Genomic DNA, 16147 nt, shown 5'->3' on the forward strand with positions numbered 1-16147 from the left:
CCCGCGGTCTGCGGCGCGAAACTGGCGAGACACGCCCCTCCTGTCAAGAGCGGCGCGCGATCACATTCAAGTGGCGCGGCAAAGGGCCGTTTTCAAGACCGGTTTCCCGCCAATTCAGGGGAACCCTCCGGCAACCGGCGAAATCTCCGCCGGCACGCCTTGGCCCTGCTAGCGCGCGGCCTGGTCCCGCCCGCCGGTGAACCGCAGCTTGCGCGGCTGCACCACCAGGGTGCCGTTCTTGGTCGCCATCTCCACCCGATAAGGCACGAACACGCCCTTGGAGCCGATCGGCGCGAGCCAGGCTTCCATCCGCCGGTTTTCCTTCATGTATTTCACCGAGGCCCGGGACGGGCGATGGCCCGCAACGGGGATCCACCGCGCCGAGCACACCACCACCTGGCCGTCATAGCCCTTGCCCGAGACCTCCCGCATCTCCTTGTACTCAAGCTGGATATCGAACCGCGTCCAGCCATCGAACACCGGGATCCGCCGCTTGCAGACCGAGGCATCCGGCGCGCCGCGGGTGGCCGCCGCCGGCATCAGGATGGCGCTCAAGGGGTCGACCACATTGCGCTTGTGCCGGTCGGTCACCTTGATGCGCTCGGCATTGGGCTTGAACTTCGGCGTGACCCGCATGGAGCGGACCCGGCCCGAACCTTGCGCAAGATCGACGAAGAAATCCCGGTCCGCCGCCCGCGAGGCCATCTTGTAGCGCGCCGGCCGCACATGCTTGCCGTTCAGCCAGCCAGAGGCCTCCGCCCCGCCCTTGCCTGTGGAAAACAGCGTACCGATCCCGGCGGGCTCCATCACCACCTTGGCGGAATAGGCATTGCTCTGCACCACAAGGGACAGGGAGCCGCGCGCGATCTTCAGCCCGGAGACGGAGATATCGTAGACGCCGCCGAGCTTGGTGGTCTCGGCCTGGGCGACGGGCGCCTCGGCAAGCGCCAGTGCCGACGCACCGGCGAGCACGGGCAGGGAGGTCCGCGCAAGGCGGGTGAAAACGGTCGATAGCCTGGTCATCGGAACCTCACCGGAAACGCGGCGACACACGCCGGGCCTGAAGCCGGGGCAGAAACAAAATCGTGGGTTACATCATGCCGACGGGGCGGCACCTTTCACGCAAGTTTCATCGCTCAGGGTAACCGCATGGTTAATGGACTGCAAATGAAGAGCGCGTCAAACCGGCGAAGGCAGGTGCCCGGATAGGCGCGGGAGGACAACGGGCGACCCGCCCCTCGATCTTTCGCAAGTTGCTGGCGCAAGATGCCTTGACGGCGCCGGCGATGCCCCTTATAGCAAGCCGACTTTCCATGAAATGCCGGTCGGACAGTGCCGGACCCATCAGGTCCGCGCGAGGATTGGCAGTTTCGACCAAGAGGCGCGAGCCTCACCGAACAACCCGATTGAGAGAAGGTGTCCCATGGCCCGCCGTTGCGAACTGACCGGCAAGGACGTGATGACCGGCAACAACGTCAGCCACGCCAACAACAAGTCCCGTCGCCGCTTTCTGCCGAACCTGTGCAATGTTTCGCTGATGTCCGACGTACTTGGCGAGACCTACAAGCTGCGGATCAGCGCCCATGCGCTGCGCTCGGTTGAGCATCGTGGCGGTCTCGACGCGTTCCTGATGAAGGCCGCCGAAAGCGATCTGTCGCCGAAGGCGCGGCTGCTGCGCACCGAGATCCGGCGTCGCCAGGCCGAAGCCGTTGCGGCCAGCTGATCGCGAGGGACGCAATTTCCGCTACGGAAAGTTGCTTGCGTCCCCCGACATGATCCGGATATGAGAAGAGAGGCGCCGCGGCGCCTCTTTTGGTGTTTGCGCCCCGTTCGCCCCAGAAAGGCGAAAATCGGCGCCTGACACGCCCAAGCCCCCGTGCGCCTTGTCCGGCGCCGGCGACAAGGATCGACTGCCCGTGACCGACACCCCCAGCTTCACCCGCCTTCACGCCTTCAACGCCATGCTGGCCATGGCCGCCGTGGTGGTCGCCTCGAATGTGCTTGTCCAGTATCCGGTGCATGCGACGCTGGCCGGCATCAATCTGGCCGATCTTCTGACCTGGGGCGCCTTCACCTATCCGGCCGCCTTCCTCGTCACCGATCTGACCAACCGGCGCTTCGGCCCGGCAGCGGCCCGCAAGGTGGTGATGATCGGCTTCGCGCTGGCGGTCGGCATCTCGATCTTCGCCGCCACGCCGCGCATCGCCATTGCCTCCGGCTCGGCCTTCCTGATGGCCCATCTGCTCGACATCGCCGTGTTCGACCGCCTGCGCCGCTTCGCCTGGTGGACCGCCCCGGCCGTCTCCTCGGTCTGTGGCTCGCTGCTCGACACGCTGCTGTTCTTCGGCATCGCCTTTTCCGCTCTGGCGACTCCGCTGCTCGGCCATCACGACGATTTCGCTGCCGAGGCGGCCCCGCTGCTCGGCGTCTTCGCGCTGGAGGTACCGCGCTGGGTGTCCTGGGCGCTTGGCGATCTGTCGGTCAAGCTGCTGGTCGCCGCCGCGCTGCTGCTGCCCTATCGGCTGCTGCTCGCCTGGTTCGCCCTGACCGGCTCCCCGAGCCGCGCCTGACACCTTCCGGACCAGCTGACCGGCGCCTACGTTCCGAGCTTCAAGAAAACGACGCTCCGGGCCTGAAGAGCTTCTCAGGTCCGGAGCGCTGAAACAGGTGCGGCGTGTTACATCGCCGGCACGGCCAGGCCGCGCCGCTGGCAGGCCGCCACCACCGTGTTCGCCAGCAGGCAGGCGATGGTCATCGGCCCGACGCCGCCCGGCACCGGCGTGATCGCCCCGGCAACCTCCACCGCCTCGTCAAAGGCGACATCGCCGACGAGCCGGGTCTTGCCCTCGCCCTTTTCCGGCGCCGGCACCCGGTTGATGCCCACGTCGATCACCGTTGCGCCCGGCTTGACCCAATCGCCGCGCACCATCTGCGGCCGCCCGACCGCCGCGACCAGAAGATCCGCCGACCGGCACAGGGCGGCGATATCGCGGCTGCGCGAATGCACCATGGTCACCGTGCAGTTTTCATTCTGAAGCAGAAGCGCCACCGGCTTGCCGACCAGAATGGAGCGGCCGAGCACCACCGCGTTGACACCGGAGAGATCGCCGCCCATCGCTTCCTTCGCCAGGATGACGCAGCCCTGCGGCGTGCAGGGCACCAGCCCGGGCTTGCCCAGAACGATGCGGCCCGCGTTCTGCGGATGCAGGCCATCCACATCCTTCGCCGGATCGATGGCCAGCACCACCTTGTCGGTGTCGATATGCCCGGGCAGCGGCATCTGCACCAGAATACCGTCCACATCCGGATCGGCGTTCAGCCGCTCGACCAGTGCCAGCAGATCGGCTTCCGAGGTCTCCTCCGGCAGCCGATGCTCGAAGGAGCGCATGCCGCATTCCTCGGTCTGGCGCGCCTTGTTGGCCACATAGACCTTGCTCGCCGGGTCCTCGCCGACCAGCACCACGGCCAATCCCGGGGTCAGCGCCTCGGTTGCCTTCAGCGCCGCCACCGCGCCGCTCACCGCCTCGCGCAGCCGTGCGGCCCGCGCCTTGCCATCAATCAGGGTTGCGGTCATCTCGTCTCCGATGGGTTATGCGCCACGTGCGAAAAAGCTCCGGGCACAGTCTGATCATTCGCCGCCGCACAGCTCCATCAACCGTGCGGCACATTCTTGCGGATCTGCGTCAAGGTGAAGGATTTTCAGCCGCGCCGTCGCCCCGCTTTCCAGCGTGACGGCACTGCGGGCGAGGCCCAGCTGCTTGGCCAGAAGCTTGACCGTCGCCACATTGGCCGCGCCCTTGTCGGGCAGCGCCCGTACCCGCAGGCGCAGCACCGGGCGGCCATCGGACAGGGTCTCGACCCCATCGACCCCGTCGCGGCTGGCCTTGGGCGTGACCCGCACCGCCAGCCTGAGCCCGGAGCCCGAGACGCGCCAGGGAAGGGGATCGACACCGGTCATCTCCCGGCTCCTGGCCTTAGAAGACGTAAGGGTAGACGTAATAGGCGATCAGCCGCTGCAGCAGGAAGATGCCGAGCAAGAGCACGATCGGCGAAATGTCCAGCCCGCCGAAGGAGGGCACGAACCGGCGGATCGGCCGCAACAGCGGTTCGGTGAGGTTGTAGAGCGCCTGACCGATCATCGAGACAAACTGATTGCGCGGGTTGACCACGTTGAAGGCATAGAGCCAGGAAAAGATCGCGCTGGCGATGATCACCCAGGTGTAGAGGTTCAGGATCAGGAAAAGAACGTCGAGAATGGCACGCATGGGCGAGAAGGCTCCGGATCGGACCAGGGATTTTGCGATTGCCCTGATGTAACGGCAGCACGCGCGCCCCGCAAGGCCGCAGACCGGGAAGGGATGCCGCAGCGGCGGTCGCGCGATTCCGCTTTCTCCTCATGGAAACCGAGAGAATAAGGCGCGACGACCCGGAAACCGGGGCGCCCCAGGGGCAAACCCTCTGGCGCGACGACGCCGGACAAGGTCCGGTCAGCTTGACTTTTCCCCTTGCAACCTGCCGCCTGGCGCCGTTTCGGACCCACGCCCACGCTTCTCTTGTGTGCCGGCGCCCATGGCTCTTGACAGCACCCTCCCCGCTCCCCTAAAAGCCGCTGAACGCCAAGGCGTTGGGGCCGTAGCTCAGATGGGAGAGCGCTGCAATCGCACTGCAGAGGTCAGGGGTTCGATTCCCCTCGGCTCCACCAATTCCCCGAAAGATCTGCATTTCCACGAAAATTCGATGACGCAACGGCCGTGCCTTTCAGGCGGCGGACGCGCATTTGCACGCCTCTACGCGCCCTGAGCGGGCGGGCAGGTGGAAAAAGCCGGTAAAGGGGCGCCCCGCGCGCTATCGGCGCCTTGCTGCCGATAGCGCTGTAAGGTCAAAGGCAAGCGTGGCTTTACGCCGCGCCGCCATATTCCAGCGGGCCTTGCCAGGCGACCGGCACCGGGATCATCGCGGCGGCTTCCGCCGGCTGCACGCGATCGGATGGTTGCGGGACCGGCAGCGGCATCGGCGCACAGACATGGGCGCCATCGGCGCGCGGCACGGCGGCCAGCAGGCGGCGGGTATAGAGATGGCGCGGCGCGTGCAGCACCTGCGCGGTCTCCCCCTCCTCCACGATCTCCCCCTGATACATGACCGCGATCCGGTGGCTGACCCGTTCGACCACGGCGATATCGTGGCTGATGAAGAGGAACGACACCCCCTCCTCGCGCTGGATCTTCGCCATCAGATCGGTCACGCGCCGCGCATTGGAGACGTCGAGCGCGGAAACCGCCTCGTCCGCGACGATGATCTGCGGCCGGACCGACAGGGCCCGGGCGATGCAGATCCGCTGTCGCTGCCCACCCGAGAACTGGTGCGGATAGCGCTCGGCGGCATCGGCGGGCAACGCCACCCGCTCCAGCAACTCGCGCGCCATGGCATCCCGCTCCCCGGGGGCGACCATCCCATGCAGATGGGCCGGCTCGGTCACCAGATCGCGGACCGACATGCGCGGGTTCAGCGCCGCGTAAGGATCCTGAAACACCATCTGGATCTTCGCCCGGTGCGGCTTCAGCGCGGCCGCAGTCAGCCCGTCCACCCGCGTACCCAGCAAGGCGATCTCCCCCGCGGCGGGATCGACCAGACGCATGACCGTGCGCGCCAGCGAAGACTTGCCACAGCCGCTCTCGCCGACAAGCCCGAGCGTTTCGCCCCGGCCCAGGGTCAGCGAAACACCGCGCACGGCGGTAAACGGCTCGGACCGGGTCAGGAAACCGCCACCGCCGTAGGTGGTGACCACATCGCGCAGCTCCAACACCGTCTCCGCCCCTCGCAACGGCGCCGGCGAGCCGCCGCCAAGGCGCGGCGTGGCGGCCAGCAACTCGCGGGCATAGTCGGAGCGCGGCGCGGTGAAGAGATCCGCCTTGCGCCCCTCCTCGACCAGATTGCCATCCTTCAGCACCACCACCCGGTCGGCGATTTCGGAGACCACACCGAGGTCGTGGGTGATGAACAGGACCGCCATGCCGAGATCGCGCTGCAACCCGGCGATGAGCGCGAGGATCTCGGCCTGGGTGGTGACGTCGAGCGCCGTGGTCGGCTCATCCGCGATCAGGACGTCCGGCTCGCAGATCAGCGCCATGGCGATCATCACCCGCTGCCGCAATCCGCCGGACAGCTCGTGCGGATACTGGCCGAGACGGCGTTCCGGCTCGGGGATCCGCACCCGCTCCAGCGCGATCCGTGCAGCTTCACGCGCCGCCTTGCCGCGCAGTCCCCGGTGCAACGCCAGCGTCTCGCCCAATTGCGCGCCGATGGTCATCACCGGGTTGAGCGAGGTCATCGGCTCCTGGAATACCATCGCGATCCGGTCGCCCCGGATCGCCCGCAGCGCGGCCGGGGCAAGCTCGGTGATCTCGGCCGGGCTCTCGCCGCCTAGCCGGATGCTGCCCCCGGTGATCCGCCCGCCCTCGCGTTCGATCAACCGCAGGATCGAGAGCGCCGTGGCGCTCTTGCCCGAGCCGCTCTCGCCGACAAGCGCCAGCGTTTCGCCCCGGTGAATGTCGAAGCTCAGGCCGTGCACCGCCTCGACCGAGCCGAAGGCGACGCGCAGGTTCTTGACCGAAAGGACGGGGGGATTGGGGGTCATGGCGCCTACTCCGCCGCGAGGTCTGCGAAGAACGGCGCCAGCGGCGGCGTCCAGCGGCGGCGGGACGGCGTCAACCGCGCCTCGAAGGGATCGTCGCCGAACACCTGCCAGTGGATCGTCTCGCCCAGCTCCAGCAGTCCCCAGGCCCGGGCCGGCTCGCCGGCGGTGGTGAAGCTCTCGGTCAGGCTCTGCTGGGTCATGTGCGGGATACCGTCGACGGTGGTGACGGTGTTCCAATGAACGTGCCCGGCGATGGCCGCCATCGGCACGCGGGCCTGCGCCAGCGCGGTGCGGGCACGCTCGACCTGCGGGTAGGTCGAAAAGCCGGGGTTGCGCTGGAAATAGTAATTGCCGGTCTGGGCATGACCGGAGATCGGGACATGCGAGGCCAGCAGTGTGGGCTTTTCCGCCTGCTGCGCCATGCGCGACAGCCAGAGCAGATCCGCCTCGGGCAGATCGAACCCCGGGCGCGGCACATTGCGGTGAATACGCGCATCCGCCCGCCACAACGCCAGTTGCCAGGCACCGAGGTCAATCACCTCGCTGGCGAGCGCCGTGCCGAGGATTTCCTCGTTGTCAGCGACGCTCAGGTGGTCACGGTCATGGTTGCCGCAAACGTGGTGCAGCGGCGCCTCGATGCGGGCGAGGATGTCGGCCACCTCGCGCTCCAGCCGCGCGTCGGTTTCAGCATCCACGTCCGAGATCCGGTCGCCCAGATCGAGCACCAGATCGGGCTTCTGCTCATTGGCCCAGTCCGTGAAGGCGGCGAGCAACTCAAGCGCCGTATCGCCGCGCTTGGTGTGCGAGGGGGCGCCGTGGTGAATGTCGGTGATGATGGCGATCCGGGTCATGATGATCTCTGTCAAAGCGCGCCAGCTGCGCGTGGAGGCTGTGGAGGATGGGGCCGCAGGGCAAGGGGCCGGACCCGAAGGCCCGGCCCCGTCAGCGCGGGGATCAGTTGCCGGCGAAGGAAATGCTGCCGGCGCGGAAATCGAGCACGTAGGGGATGTGCCCGGGCATCGGCGCCCAGTTCACCGACTGCTTCATGCCCCAGCTTTCGAAGGGACGGTACAGCGGCAGCAGCGGCGGATCCTGCTTGATCTCTTCCATCAGCTCGACATAGGCGGCGTTCCGGTCGGCCACGTCGGTGGAGAAGCGGAAGCGGTCCCACTTCTTCGCGTAGTCGGCATCGGTGTTGAAGCGACCCTCGCTTTCCGAGGGGCCACCGGGCGCCCACATCACGCCGAAGGAGCCAAAGGGATCGGCGAAATACATCGGGTTCGACCAGTTGCGCACCATCATCTCCGGATCGTTGCCGGACCACTGGTCCTGCACGTTCACCCGGCCGTTGATGCCTACCGCGTTCCACATCTCCATGATCGCCTGCGCGGCCAGCAGACCGTTGGTGTAATAGGTCGCGGCGGTGTCGAAGGTGATCTCGAACCCGTCGTAGCCCGCTTCTTCCAGGAGCTTCCGGGCGCGCTCCGGGTCATACGCGAAGGTGACGAGATCGGGCTGATGCAGCGCGCCCATCTCGGCCATGGTGTGGGTCGAGGGCACGATCGCCTTGCCCAGCCACAGCGCCTCGTTGAGCGCGTCGCGGTCGATGGCCAGCGACAGCGCCTGACGGATGCGCGGATCCCGCAGCTTGGGGTGGTTCTGGTTCATGATCATCACGTGGAACAGCGCGGTGGCCGAACCTTCGGTCTTGAGGTTCGGATCGCTGTCGATCAACGACAGCTGATCCGGCGCCACGTTGGTGATGATGTCCGCTTCGCCGGTCTTCAGAGCGGTAACGCGGCTGGCGGTCTCGGCGATCTGCACGACGGTGGCGCGCTCCAGCGGCGCGGTCTCGCCCCAGAAGTCGTCGAACCGCTCCCACACCAGCTTCTCGCCGGGCTGGAAGGCGGCGACCTTGTACGGACCGGTGCCCACGGGCGCGAGAGCGAAGGCCTCGTAGTCGCTGTCCTCGGCCACGTCGGCCTTGCCGGTCAGACCCTTGATGTAGGCCTCGGGCACGATCATGACCTGCTGCAGGGACATCAGGGTTTCCCAAAGCGGCTCTTCACGCTCAGCCACCACGCGGACGGTCAGGTCGTCGACCTTCTCCGCGCGCAGGAAGTTGCCCAGACGATCCTTGGCCCGCACCACATAGGGCGGGAAGGTGGCCTGCATCATGCGGTTGAGCGAGAACACCACGTCATCGGCGGTCATGTCGGCGCCATTGTGGAATTTCACGCCCTCGCGCAGCTTGAACTCCATGACCTTCGGCTCGACCAGCTTCCAGGAGGTGGCGAGCGCCGGCACCCACTCAAGCTCCCGCTTGCCGTGGTCCCGGTCGATCAGCGTGTCGAAGGTGTTGTAGTAGAACTGCGAGCCGACGTTGGAGTGATCGCGGCCCGGATCGAGGTAGGGGGCCACGTTGGCAGCACCCACGGTGATTTCCTGTGCGGCCGCCACCAGCGGCAGCGCGACAAGGGCGGTGGTCAGAAGCAGACGGAACATGAAATGTCTCCGATTGGGGGGAAGAGAAACAGCAACGGGACGGGCCGGTTTGTCCGGCTCTCGGTTTCTTGTCGGATCAACGCTCTCTCAGGCGGACATCGGCGCGGTCGCGCAGCCAGTCGCCAAGGATTTGCACGGTGAAGGTCAGCACCACGATCAGCGCGGCGGGGGTCAGCACGATCCACGGCGCGGTCGGCATGTAGTCGCGCCCCAGCCCCACCATCGATCCCAGCGAGGGCTGTGGCGGCTGCACCCCGAGCCCCAGGAAGGACAGCGTGCTCTCCAGGATCACGATGTTCGACAGCGACAGGGTGAACTGCACGACCAGCGGCGACACCAGATTGGGCAGCACATGGCGCCAGGCGATGTAGAACGGCCCGGCCCCGGCGGTGTGCGCGGCCTCCAGATAAGGCTGCGCGGCGATGCGGCGGACCTCGCCGCGCACAATGCGGGCGTATTGCTCCCAGCCGGCAATGCCCAGAACCAGGACGAGCACGGTCAGGCTCGACCCCATCAGTGCCAGCACCAGCAGGGCGACAAGCGTGAAGGGAATGGCGATCTGCATGTCGACCAGCGACATGATCCCATCCTCGACCCAGCCCCGGCGCTGCCCGGCGATGAGCCCCAAGAGCCCACCGATGAGGAGCCCGATCACCGCACCGGCGAAGGCCAGCGCCAGGGTGAGGCGCAACCCGTGCAGGGACCGGGACAGCACATCGCGGCCGAGCTCATCGGTGCCCGCCAGATGGCCGGCGGCGTAGCGGTCGAAGCCGATGGGCGGACGCAAGCGGGCGAGCAGGCTCTGATCGAGCGGGTCGAACGGCGTCAGCCAGGGGGCGAGAAGGGCGCCGCCGGCCAGCAGCACGGCGCAGACCAGCGCGATGGTCTGGATGATATCCGCCCCCTGCCCCTTGCGGCGCCCGCTGCGGCGGCGAAGGCGGGGAAGCGCGTCAACAAGGCTTGCCATGTCGGTCTCCTTCAGGCGCGGGCCAGCCGGATGCGCGGGTCGGCCAGCGCATAGGCGATGTCTGTCAGGATGTTGATGGCGACGACGGCCACGGCGACGGCGATCACGCCGAACTGCAGCACCGGGTAGTCGCGCAGGATCGCGGCGTTCACCAGCATCTGCCCCACGCCGGGCCAGGAGAAGATGCTCTCCACCACCACGGAACCGGCGGCGGCAAGCCCGGCGATCTGCAGCCCGAGGACCGAAATCACGGTGATCGAGGCGTTGCCGAGACCATGCTTCAGCACCACCTGCGTCTCGCGCAGGCCCTTGGCCCGGGCGGTGCGGATGAAGTCCTGCCCGAGCACATCCAGCATGGCATTGCGGGTGAAGCGGGTCAGCGCGGCGATCAAGACGCCGGACATGGCGATGGTCGGCATGATGAAGTGCAGCCAGGTGCCATTGCCCACCACCGGCAACCAGTTCAGCCAGTAGGAGAAGGTCAGCACCATGACGATGGCCAGCACGAAGGACGGCACCGCGTAGCCCGTGAAGGCCACCACCATCACCGCCGAGCCGATCCAGCTGCGCCGATAGACCGCCGCCAGCACCCCCAGCGGCAGGGACACCGCCACGGTCAGGGCGACCGAGCTCAGCAGCAGTTGCCCCGATGGCCAGAGCCGTTCGGCCACCACCGTCGTGACCGGACGTCGGTCGACGAAACTGAGACCGAATTCACCCGAGAGAACACCGCGCAGATAGGCCAGGTACTGGTGCCACAGCGACCGATCGAGCTGGAAGTAGTCGATCAGCGCCTGTCGCCCCTCGGCGGTCAGCCCTTCGCCCAGAAACGTGTCGATCGGGTTGCCCGACAGGCGGGTGGCGACGAAAGTCACCGTGACGATCGCCCAGAGCGTCACCACCGCCTTGAGCACATGGCGCAACAGATAGGGGGTCATTTCCCGGCCCTCCGCTGGATATGGATGAACGACATGCCGGCGGCCTCGGCGGCGCGCCCGTCAGTCGCGGCGTTGTCGCCGACAAAGACCGACTGCGCCGGCTCCAGCCCCGCCTCGGCCATTGCATGCAGCAACATGGCGGCATGCGGCTTGCCGAGGCAGTGCCAGGCAAGACCGGGCCGGATCGCCCGCAGCGCGGCCAGCAGCGCGCCGGTTTCCGCCACCGGCCGGCCCGCATGATCGGGATGCGAGACATCCTCGTTCGAGACCCACAGCGGAACGCCTCGCGCCACCGGCGCCAGCAGCGGCCCGAGCGTATCGACGGTCTGCGCCGGGTCCCGGCAGAGCAGCACCGCCTGGGGGTCGCGCGCCTCGGGGTCGAGCCCGAGGGCGCGGGCGCGGCCCATGAGCAGCGGCGCGGCGCAGAGCGTCAGCCGCCGCACGCCCTGGCGGGCAAGGTGCTGCAGGGTGAACTCGCCCGCCATCAGAATGTGCGCGGGAGGTACGGAGAGACCCAGCCCGGACAGTTGCGACGCCAGCGCCTCCGCCGTGCTGTCGGAGCGATTCGAGACGATGCGCAGCCGGTCGCCACATCCGTCGGCGAACGCCGCCGTCTCCTCGAAGAGCCGCCCTTCGGACATCAGGCATCCGTCCAGATCGCAGAGTACGATCCGCGCCTGTTGCACGTCACGGGGATCAAGCCGGGCGCGACGTCGGGTTGTCGGGAGGGATGTTGGAACGACGGTCAAGCCTGCTCTCTCCTTGCGTTTGCAAGACCGGACCCCACTGGCCCGGCGCTGGAGAGCAGATTTGACGGCGCTTTGTAACAGGACTGATACGAACGAAAGCTAAGCTTTGGACAAACCAAACCCGGAGCTTGAGAGATGGCCATTTCCCCGCAACGTCTCGATGCCGTCAGGGCGGTCGCGGAAACCGGCTCCTATGCCGCCGCGGCGCGCACGCTGGCGGTCACCCAACCGAACATCTCCGCCCAGGTGCGCGGCCTGGAGCAGGAGTTCGGCGTTCGCCTGTTCCGCCGCGAGGCCGGACGGCTGCTGCCCACCGATCTCTGCCTGAAACTTTGCGATACGGCGGAACGCATGGCCGAAGCCCGGCAGGAGGCCGAACGGCTGCTGCTGAGCCGCTCGTCGCTGCGCGAGGGACAGATCATCGTCGGCCTGGGCAATGCCATGCCAGGCATGGCGCTGGTGGCCTCCTTCCACCGCGCCTTTCCCGGGGTGACGCTGAAGGTCGAGACCGGCTCGCACCACAAGATCACCCGCGCGGTGCTGAACCACGAATGCGACATCGGCGTTTTGCCCGATGTGCCCGCCGATCCGCGCTTTCGCCGCGCGCATCTGGCAAGCGCCCGCGTGGTGGCGATCGCCCCGCTTGGCCACCGGCTGGCGCAGGAGCGCATGGTGACCGCGAAAATGCTCTGCGATGAACCGATGATCTTCCGCGCCTCGGGCTCCTCGACCCAGCGGGCGGTGGACAGGATGTTCGCCCGGGCCGGGCTCTCGCCCCGCCCGTTCCTCACCCTCGACGCCCGCGACGGGCTCTACGAGGCGGTGGCCAATGGTCTCGGCATCGGATTTCTGTGGCAAGGCTCCACCGGCCGCAGCGACGGGGTGGTGCGTCTGCCCATCGCCGAAATGCAGGGCCTGACCATCCACGAGACGGTGTTCAGCCTGAGCGAGACCACCAGTCAGGTGGTCGAGGCGTTTTATCAGCTGGTCCCGCCGCTGCCGAAGTAAGCCGTCCCGTCAACGTCCTTCATCACACGAATAGGCCAAATAACTGCATATATTTCACAGAATGGATAGATAAGAGCGCGATAGCCTGAATAATCGGTTCTGTTTGCCACACACTCACATCTACGGCTTTCTCGAGAACCTTTATCAGCTTCGGCACCGTTTTCTCAAAAAAAGCCTCCCCGAGAAGGGGAGCCAAATAATATTCATACTGTCTTTCTTGAGAAAAATCATCTCGGAGGAGTGTAGACTCCAGCCTCTCGCGCGATCCGTCCAAGCACCCCCCTGACGGTCACATCCAACTGCGAGTTCTCCCGATAGTCAGCTGGAGCTACATAGTTTGCCCGATCCTCGGCAATCAACCTATGAACCTTGCTTTGGGCAGAAGCTTCCTCCCAATGGCGCGGGTCGAAAACGGCAATCGCTGTTCCACCTTGGTAGCGAACCATCTTCATTGACGGGATATCTGTATCGCCATCACCGATAAAGATCATGTACTCAAAAGGCATGGGACGTTTCTTCATCGGGATCCAGTAGTTTACCGCCTCAGAATCCCAAGAGCTCATAATTCCTTTATTTATACGAAAAAGAAACTGCGTCTTATTTGTGAAGTTCACAGCAACTGCAGGCCACACCGCATGTCCATGCTCATCATAAGCAAACCTTGATGCAAAAACATGTTTAAACTCCCGTGCTATAGCGCATGCTTCAATCATTTCATGATTTCCCGAGGAAACCACATAGTGCTCCAAATTCAGACCCCGACCAGAAGCATATGCGTTGATGCGCTCAAACCAACGTGAAACGCCATCAAAAAAAGGAAGTTCTCGACCATGCTCCTGAAGTTGCTCACGAGTAATTTCCCCCTTCTGAATCATGTGCTGCATATAGGTTAGGATCTCGTCACCATCACGGGCCTTCGCCTCGTCTTTGACTTCCCTCCAAAACACATTATGATTCTCGTATCCAAGAGAAGGAATAAAAGAATGCTGCTGCATTGAGCCCGGAGAAAGCGTTCCGTCAAAATCATAAACAATCGCAACAGGAAGACTATCACCCAACATAGGAATCTCCTTTTTATTTAAAATCAAACAAATATCACCTTCTTATAATTGAACAACAACCCATAAACTTAATTTTCTACACAAAAGAATCAGAAACTACGAGCACCCGACAATCAAAGAGAAAAGCCCTGCATACAAATAAAAAGAGAGAAACCTCGTTAGAAGCCCTTCTTTTGCCCCCCGCCGGTTCCGGCACTGCGGCTTGATCCTGCCCCAGCGGCAGGATGTAGGACATATCGCCGGATGAGATGCCGGGAGCATGGACACAGGAGAGAGCCCCATGCAACAGGCGCCCCGGACCGGAGACCGGCTCACCGACAAATCCACCACACCCGATGACGCGACCCTACGCGACTGGATCGGGGCGGAAGCCTGCGAGCACTGGACGGCGCTGCGCGCCTGGATCGACAGCTCCTACCCCGGCGTCTTCACTCCGGACTGGATCTATGGCGGCAAGACCCATGGCTGGTCTCTGCGCTACAAGAAGTCCAAGGCCTTCTGCACGTTGCTGCCCGAATATCGAGCCCTCTCGGCGGTGGTCGTGTTGGGCGCCAGGGAGCGGGAGAAGGTGGAAGCGCAGCGAGAAGCCCTGAGCCCCGGCCTGATGGCGCTGTATGACGCGGCCGAGACCTATCACGATGGCAAATGGCTGAAGATTGGGATTGCCTCCGCCGAGGACCTTCAGGATGTGACCGCGCTTCTGGCGCTCAAGCGCCCGCACCGCAAGGGCGCCTGACGCTTCCACGCCCTTGAGGACAGGCACGGGGCGGCACTCTCACGGAAGCGCCGCGCCGTGCGGATCAGGCCGTCTGCCGGTCCGGGTTGACGCCGGTCCAGGCGGTGCGGTCGAGATCGAGATCAGGGAAGTCGTCCGGGTTGAGCAGCGGCCGGGCGACGCCGGCCTTGAGCTGCGCCCGGAAGTCCCGCAGGATCCGCAGGCAGGTGGGCAGCAGCATCATCAGGACCACCAGATTGACCACCGCCAGGATACCCATCAGCGGATCGGAGAAGAAGAACACGGCGGTCGCCCCCGGCGCCACCGCACCGACGAAGACGATACCCATGACGACCAGCCGGAAGCCGTTCAGCGCCATCGGATGTTCGGTGATCACCGTCAGCGCGTTCTCGCCGAGATAATAGTTGTAGATGATCGAGCTGAAGGCGAAGAGCAGCAGGATGAACGTCAGGAAATACTGGGTCCAGTCGCCCAGATGTTCCGCCAGCGACTGCTGGGTCAGCACCACGCCGTCCACGGCCTCCGCCCCGGGCTGGTAGACATCGCCGAGCAGGATGACGAAGGCGGTGCAGCTGCAGATCAGGATCGTGTCGATGAACACGGAGAACGACTGGGTGATGCCCTGGCTGATGGGATGACGCACATCCGCCGTCGCCGCCACATTCGGCGCCGAACCGAGACCGGCCTCATTGGAGAACAGCCCCCGGCGCAGCCCCTGCGCCAGCGCCGCGCCCATGCCGCCGCCCACCGCCTGCTCGAAGCCGAAGGCATTGAGAACGATCGAGGCCAGCACGCCGGGCAGCTCGGTCAGATTCAACGCGATCACCACCAGTGCCATCAGCAGGTAGCCGACGGCCATCACCGGCACGACCACATCGGCGGCCTTGGCGATGCGATGAATGCCGCCGAAGACGATGAAACCGGCAATGATGGTCAGCGCCACGCCGGACCAGAGACGGTCGATACCCAGGCTTTCCTCGGCCGCGCCGGCCACCGTGTTGCCCTGAAAGGCATTGAAACCGAGGCCGAAGGCGGCGATCAGGCAGACCGCGTAAAGCACCGCCAGCCATTTGTACTCATGACCAAGCCCGTGAATGATCGAGCGGGCCGGGCCGCCGCGAAAGGCGCCATCGGGCTCGCGCCGCTTGTAGAGCTGCGCCAGCGAGCATTCGACCAGACTGGTCGCCATGCCGACAAGGGCAACCGCCCACATCCAGAAGACCGCCCCCGGTCCGCCGAGGGTGATCGCCACGGCCACGCCGGCAATGTTGCCGCCGCCGACCCGGCCGCCGACGGACACAAGCAGCGCCGCGCGGGCGGAGATCGCGTTGGGATCGGCGCTCTGGTTTTCCGAGGACAGCACCCGGAACATGCGCTTGAAATAGCGGATCTGCACGAACCCGGTCAGCACCGTGATGAAGACGCCGAACACCACCAGCAGCGGGATCAGCGCCCAGCCCCAGGTGAGGTCGCCGATAACCCCGAACACCCCTTCGATAAACGCCATTTCTCCCCCGCTCAGCCCAGCTTGCAGACACATACCCCACGC

Annotated in this window: 16 protein-coding genes and 1 tRNA gene; 5 read left to right on the forward strand and 12 right to left on the reverse strand. The window is 65.4% G+C overall.

Annotated elements, in window-relative coordinates:
* Nucleotides 1-168: 168 nt before the first annotated feature.
* Nucleotides 169-1023, reverse strand: coding sequence for a DUF3108 domain-containing protein (locus LC062_RS17580; protein WP_224912326.1), 855 nt, complete (start codon nucleotides 1021-1023; stop codon nucleotides 169-171).
* Between the two features lie 400 nt (nucleotides 1024-1423).
* Here LC062_RS17580 and rpmB point away from each other — a divergent pair, with 400 nt between their 5' ends.
* Nucleotides 1424-1723, forward strand: a complete 300-nt coding sequence (rpmB, locus tag LC062_RS17585; protein ID WP_224912327.1) for a 50S ribosomal protein L28 — start codon at nucleotides 1424-1426, stop codon at nucleotides 1721-1723.
* 238 nt (nucleotides 1724-1961) lie between these two features.
* Nucleotides 1962-2570: a VUT family protein gene (locus tag LC062_RS17590; protein ID WP_224912370.1), complete on the forward strand. Its 609-nt coding sequence runs from the start codon at nucleotides 1962-1964 to the stop codon at nucleotides 2568-2570.
* Between the two features lie 107 nt (nucleotides 2571-2677).
* Here LC062_RS17590 and folD read toward each other — a convergent pair whose 3' ends face one another.
* Genes folD through LC062_RS17605 form a run of 3 tightly spaced genes read right to left on the reverse strand, consistent with a single transcriptional unit; the run spans nucleotide 2678 to nucleotide 4265 of the window.
* Entirely contained in the window at nucleotides 2678-3574 is an 897-nt protein-coding gene (folD, locus tag LC062_RS17595) for a bifunctional methylenetetrahydrofolate dehydrogenase/methenyltetrahydrofolate cyclohydrolase FolD (protein ID WP_224912328.1), read from the reverse strand.
* 54 nt (nucleotides 3575-3628) lie between these two features.
* On the reverse strand, nucleotides 3629-3958 hold the full coding sequence (locus tag LC062_RS17600) for a DUF167 family protein (RefSeq protein WP_224912329.1): 330 nt from the start codon (nucleotides 3956-3958) through the stop codon (nucleotides 3629-3631).
* 16 nt (nucleotides 3959-3974) lie between these two features.
* A complete protein-coding gene (locus LC062_RS17605) occupies nucleotides 3975-4265 on the reverse strand; it encodes a YggT family protein (protein ID WP_224912330.1) in 291 nt (96 codons plus the stop codon).
* 361 nt (nucleotides 4266-4626) lie between these two features.
* Between LC062_RS17605 and LC062_RS17610 the strand changes: the two genes are divergently transcribed.
* Nucleotides 4627-4702: transfer RNA gene (locus LC062_RS17610), tRNA-Ala, on the forward strand.
* Between the two features lie 195 nt (nucleotides 4703-4897).
* Here LC062_RS17610 and LC062_RS17615 read toward each other — a convergent pair.
* The 6 genes from LC062_RS17615 to LC062_RS17640 form a co-directional block, all read right to left on the reverse strand.
* On the reverse strand, nucleotides 4898-6634 hold the full coding sequence (locus tag LC062_RS17615; RefSeq protein ID WP_224912331.1) for an ABC transporter ATP-binding protein: 1737 nt from the start codon (nucleotides 6632-6634) through the stop codon (nucleotides 4898-4900).
* A gap of 5 nt (nucleotides 6635-6639) precedes the next feature.
* Entirely contained in the window at nucleotides 6640-7485 is an 846-nt protein-coding gene (locus LC062_RS17620) for a metallophosphoesterase family protein (protein ID WP_224912332.1), read from the reverse strand.
* Between the two features lie 103 nt (nucleotides 7486-7588).
* A complete protein-coding gene (locus tag LC062_RS17625; RefSeq protein WP_224912333.1) occupies nucleotides 7589-9139 on the reverse strand; it encodes an ABC transporter substrate-binding protein in 1551 nt (516 codons plus the stop codon).
* Between the two features lie 76 nt (nucleotides 9140-9215).
* On the reverse strand, nucleotides 9216-10106 hold the full coding sequence (locus LC062_RS17630) for an ABC transporter permease (RefSeq protein WP_224912334.1): 891 nt from the start codon (nucleotides 10104-10106) through the stop codon (nucleotides 9216-9218).
* Nucleotides 10107-10117: 11 nt separating this feature from the next.
* Nucleotides 10118-11044 carry an ABC transporter permease gene (locus tag LC062_RS17635; RefSeq protein WP_224912335.1) on the reverse strand — a complete coding sequence of 309 codons (927 nt, stop codon included), beginning with the start codon at nucleotides 11042-11044 and terminating at the stop codon, nucleotides 10118-10120.
* Nucleotides 11041-11730: an HAD family hydrolase gene (locus LC062_RS17640; RefSeq protein ID WP_224912371.1), complete on the reverse strand. Its 690-nt coding sequence runs from the start codon at nucleotides 11728-11730 to the stop codon at nucleotides 11041-11043. The genes LC062_RS17635 and LC062_RS17640 overlap by 4 nt, the downstream gene beginning before the upstream one ends.
* A gap of 198 nt (nucleotides 11731-11928) precedes the next feature.
* Here LC062_RS17640 and LC062_RS17645 point away from each other — a divergent pair, with 198 nt between their 5' ends.
* Complete coding sequence (locus LC062_RS17645) at nucleotides 11929-12801, forward strand: LysR family transcriptional regulator (RefSeq protein WP_224912336.1); 873 nt, start codon at nucleotides 11929-11931, stop codon at nucleotides 12799-12801.
* A gap of 227 nt (nucleotides 12802-13028) precedes the next feature.
* Here LC062_RS17645 and LC062_RS17650 read toward each other — a convergent pair whose 3' ends face one another.
* Nucleotides 13029-13862, reverse strand: a complete 834-nt coding sequence (locus LC062_RS17650; protein WP_224912337.1) for an HAD family hydrolase — start codon at nucleotides 13860-13862, stop codon at nucleotides 13029-13031.
* Between the two features lie 280 nt (nucleotides 13863-14142).
* Here LC062_RS17650 and LC062_RS17655 point away from each other — a divergent pair, with 280 nt between their 5' ends.
* A complete protein-coding gene (locus LC062_RS17655; protein WP_224912338.1) occupies nucleotides 14143-14598 on the forward strand; it encodes a DUF3788 domain-containing protein in 456 nt (151 codons plus the stop codon).
* Nucleotides 14599-14662: 64 nt separating this feature from the next.
* On the opposite strand, the gene LC062_RS17660 is transcribed toward LC062_RS17655, so the two are convergent.
* Nucleotides 14663-16105 (reverse strand): alanine/glycine:cation symporter family protein, encoded by a 1443-nt coding sequence (locus LC062_RS17660; RefSeq protein ID WP_224912339.1) that lies wholly within the window; start codon nucleotides 16103-16105, stop codon nucleotides 14663-14665.
* Between the last annotated feature and the right edge of the window lie 42 nt (nucleotides 16106-16147).

It is taken from the genome of Stappia indica (assembly GCF_020177335.1).
In the GTDB taxonomy this organism is placed as follows: Bacteria; Pseudomonadota; Alphaproteobacteria; order Rhizobiales; family Stappiaceae; genus Stappia; species Stappia indica_B.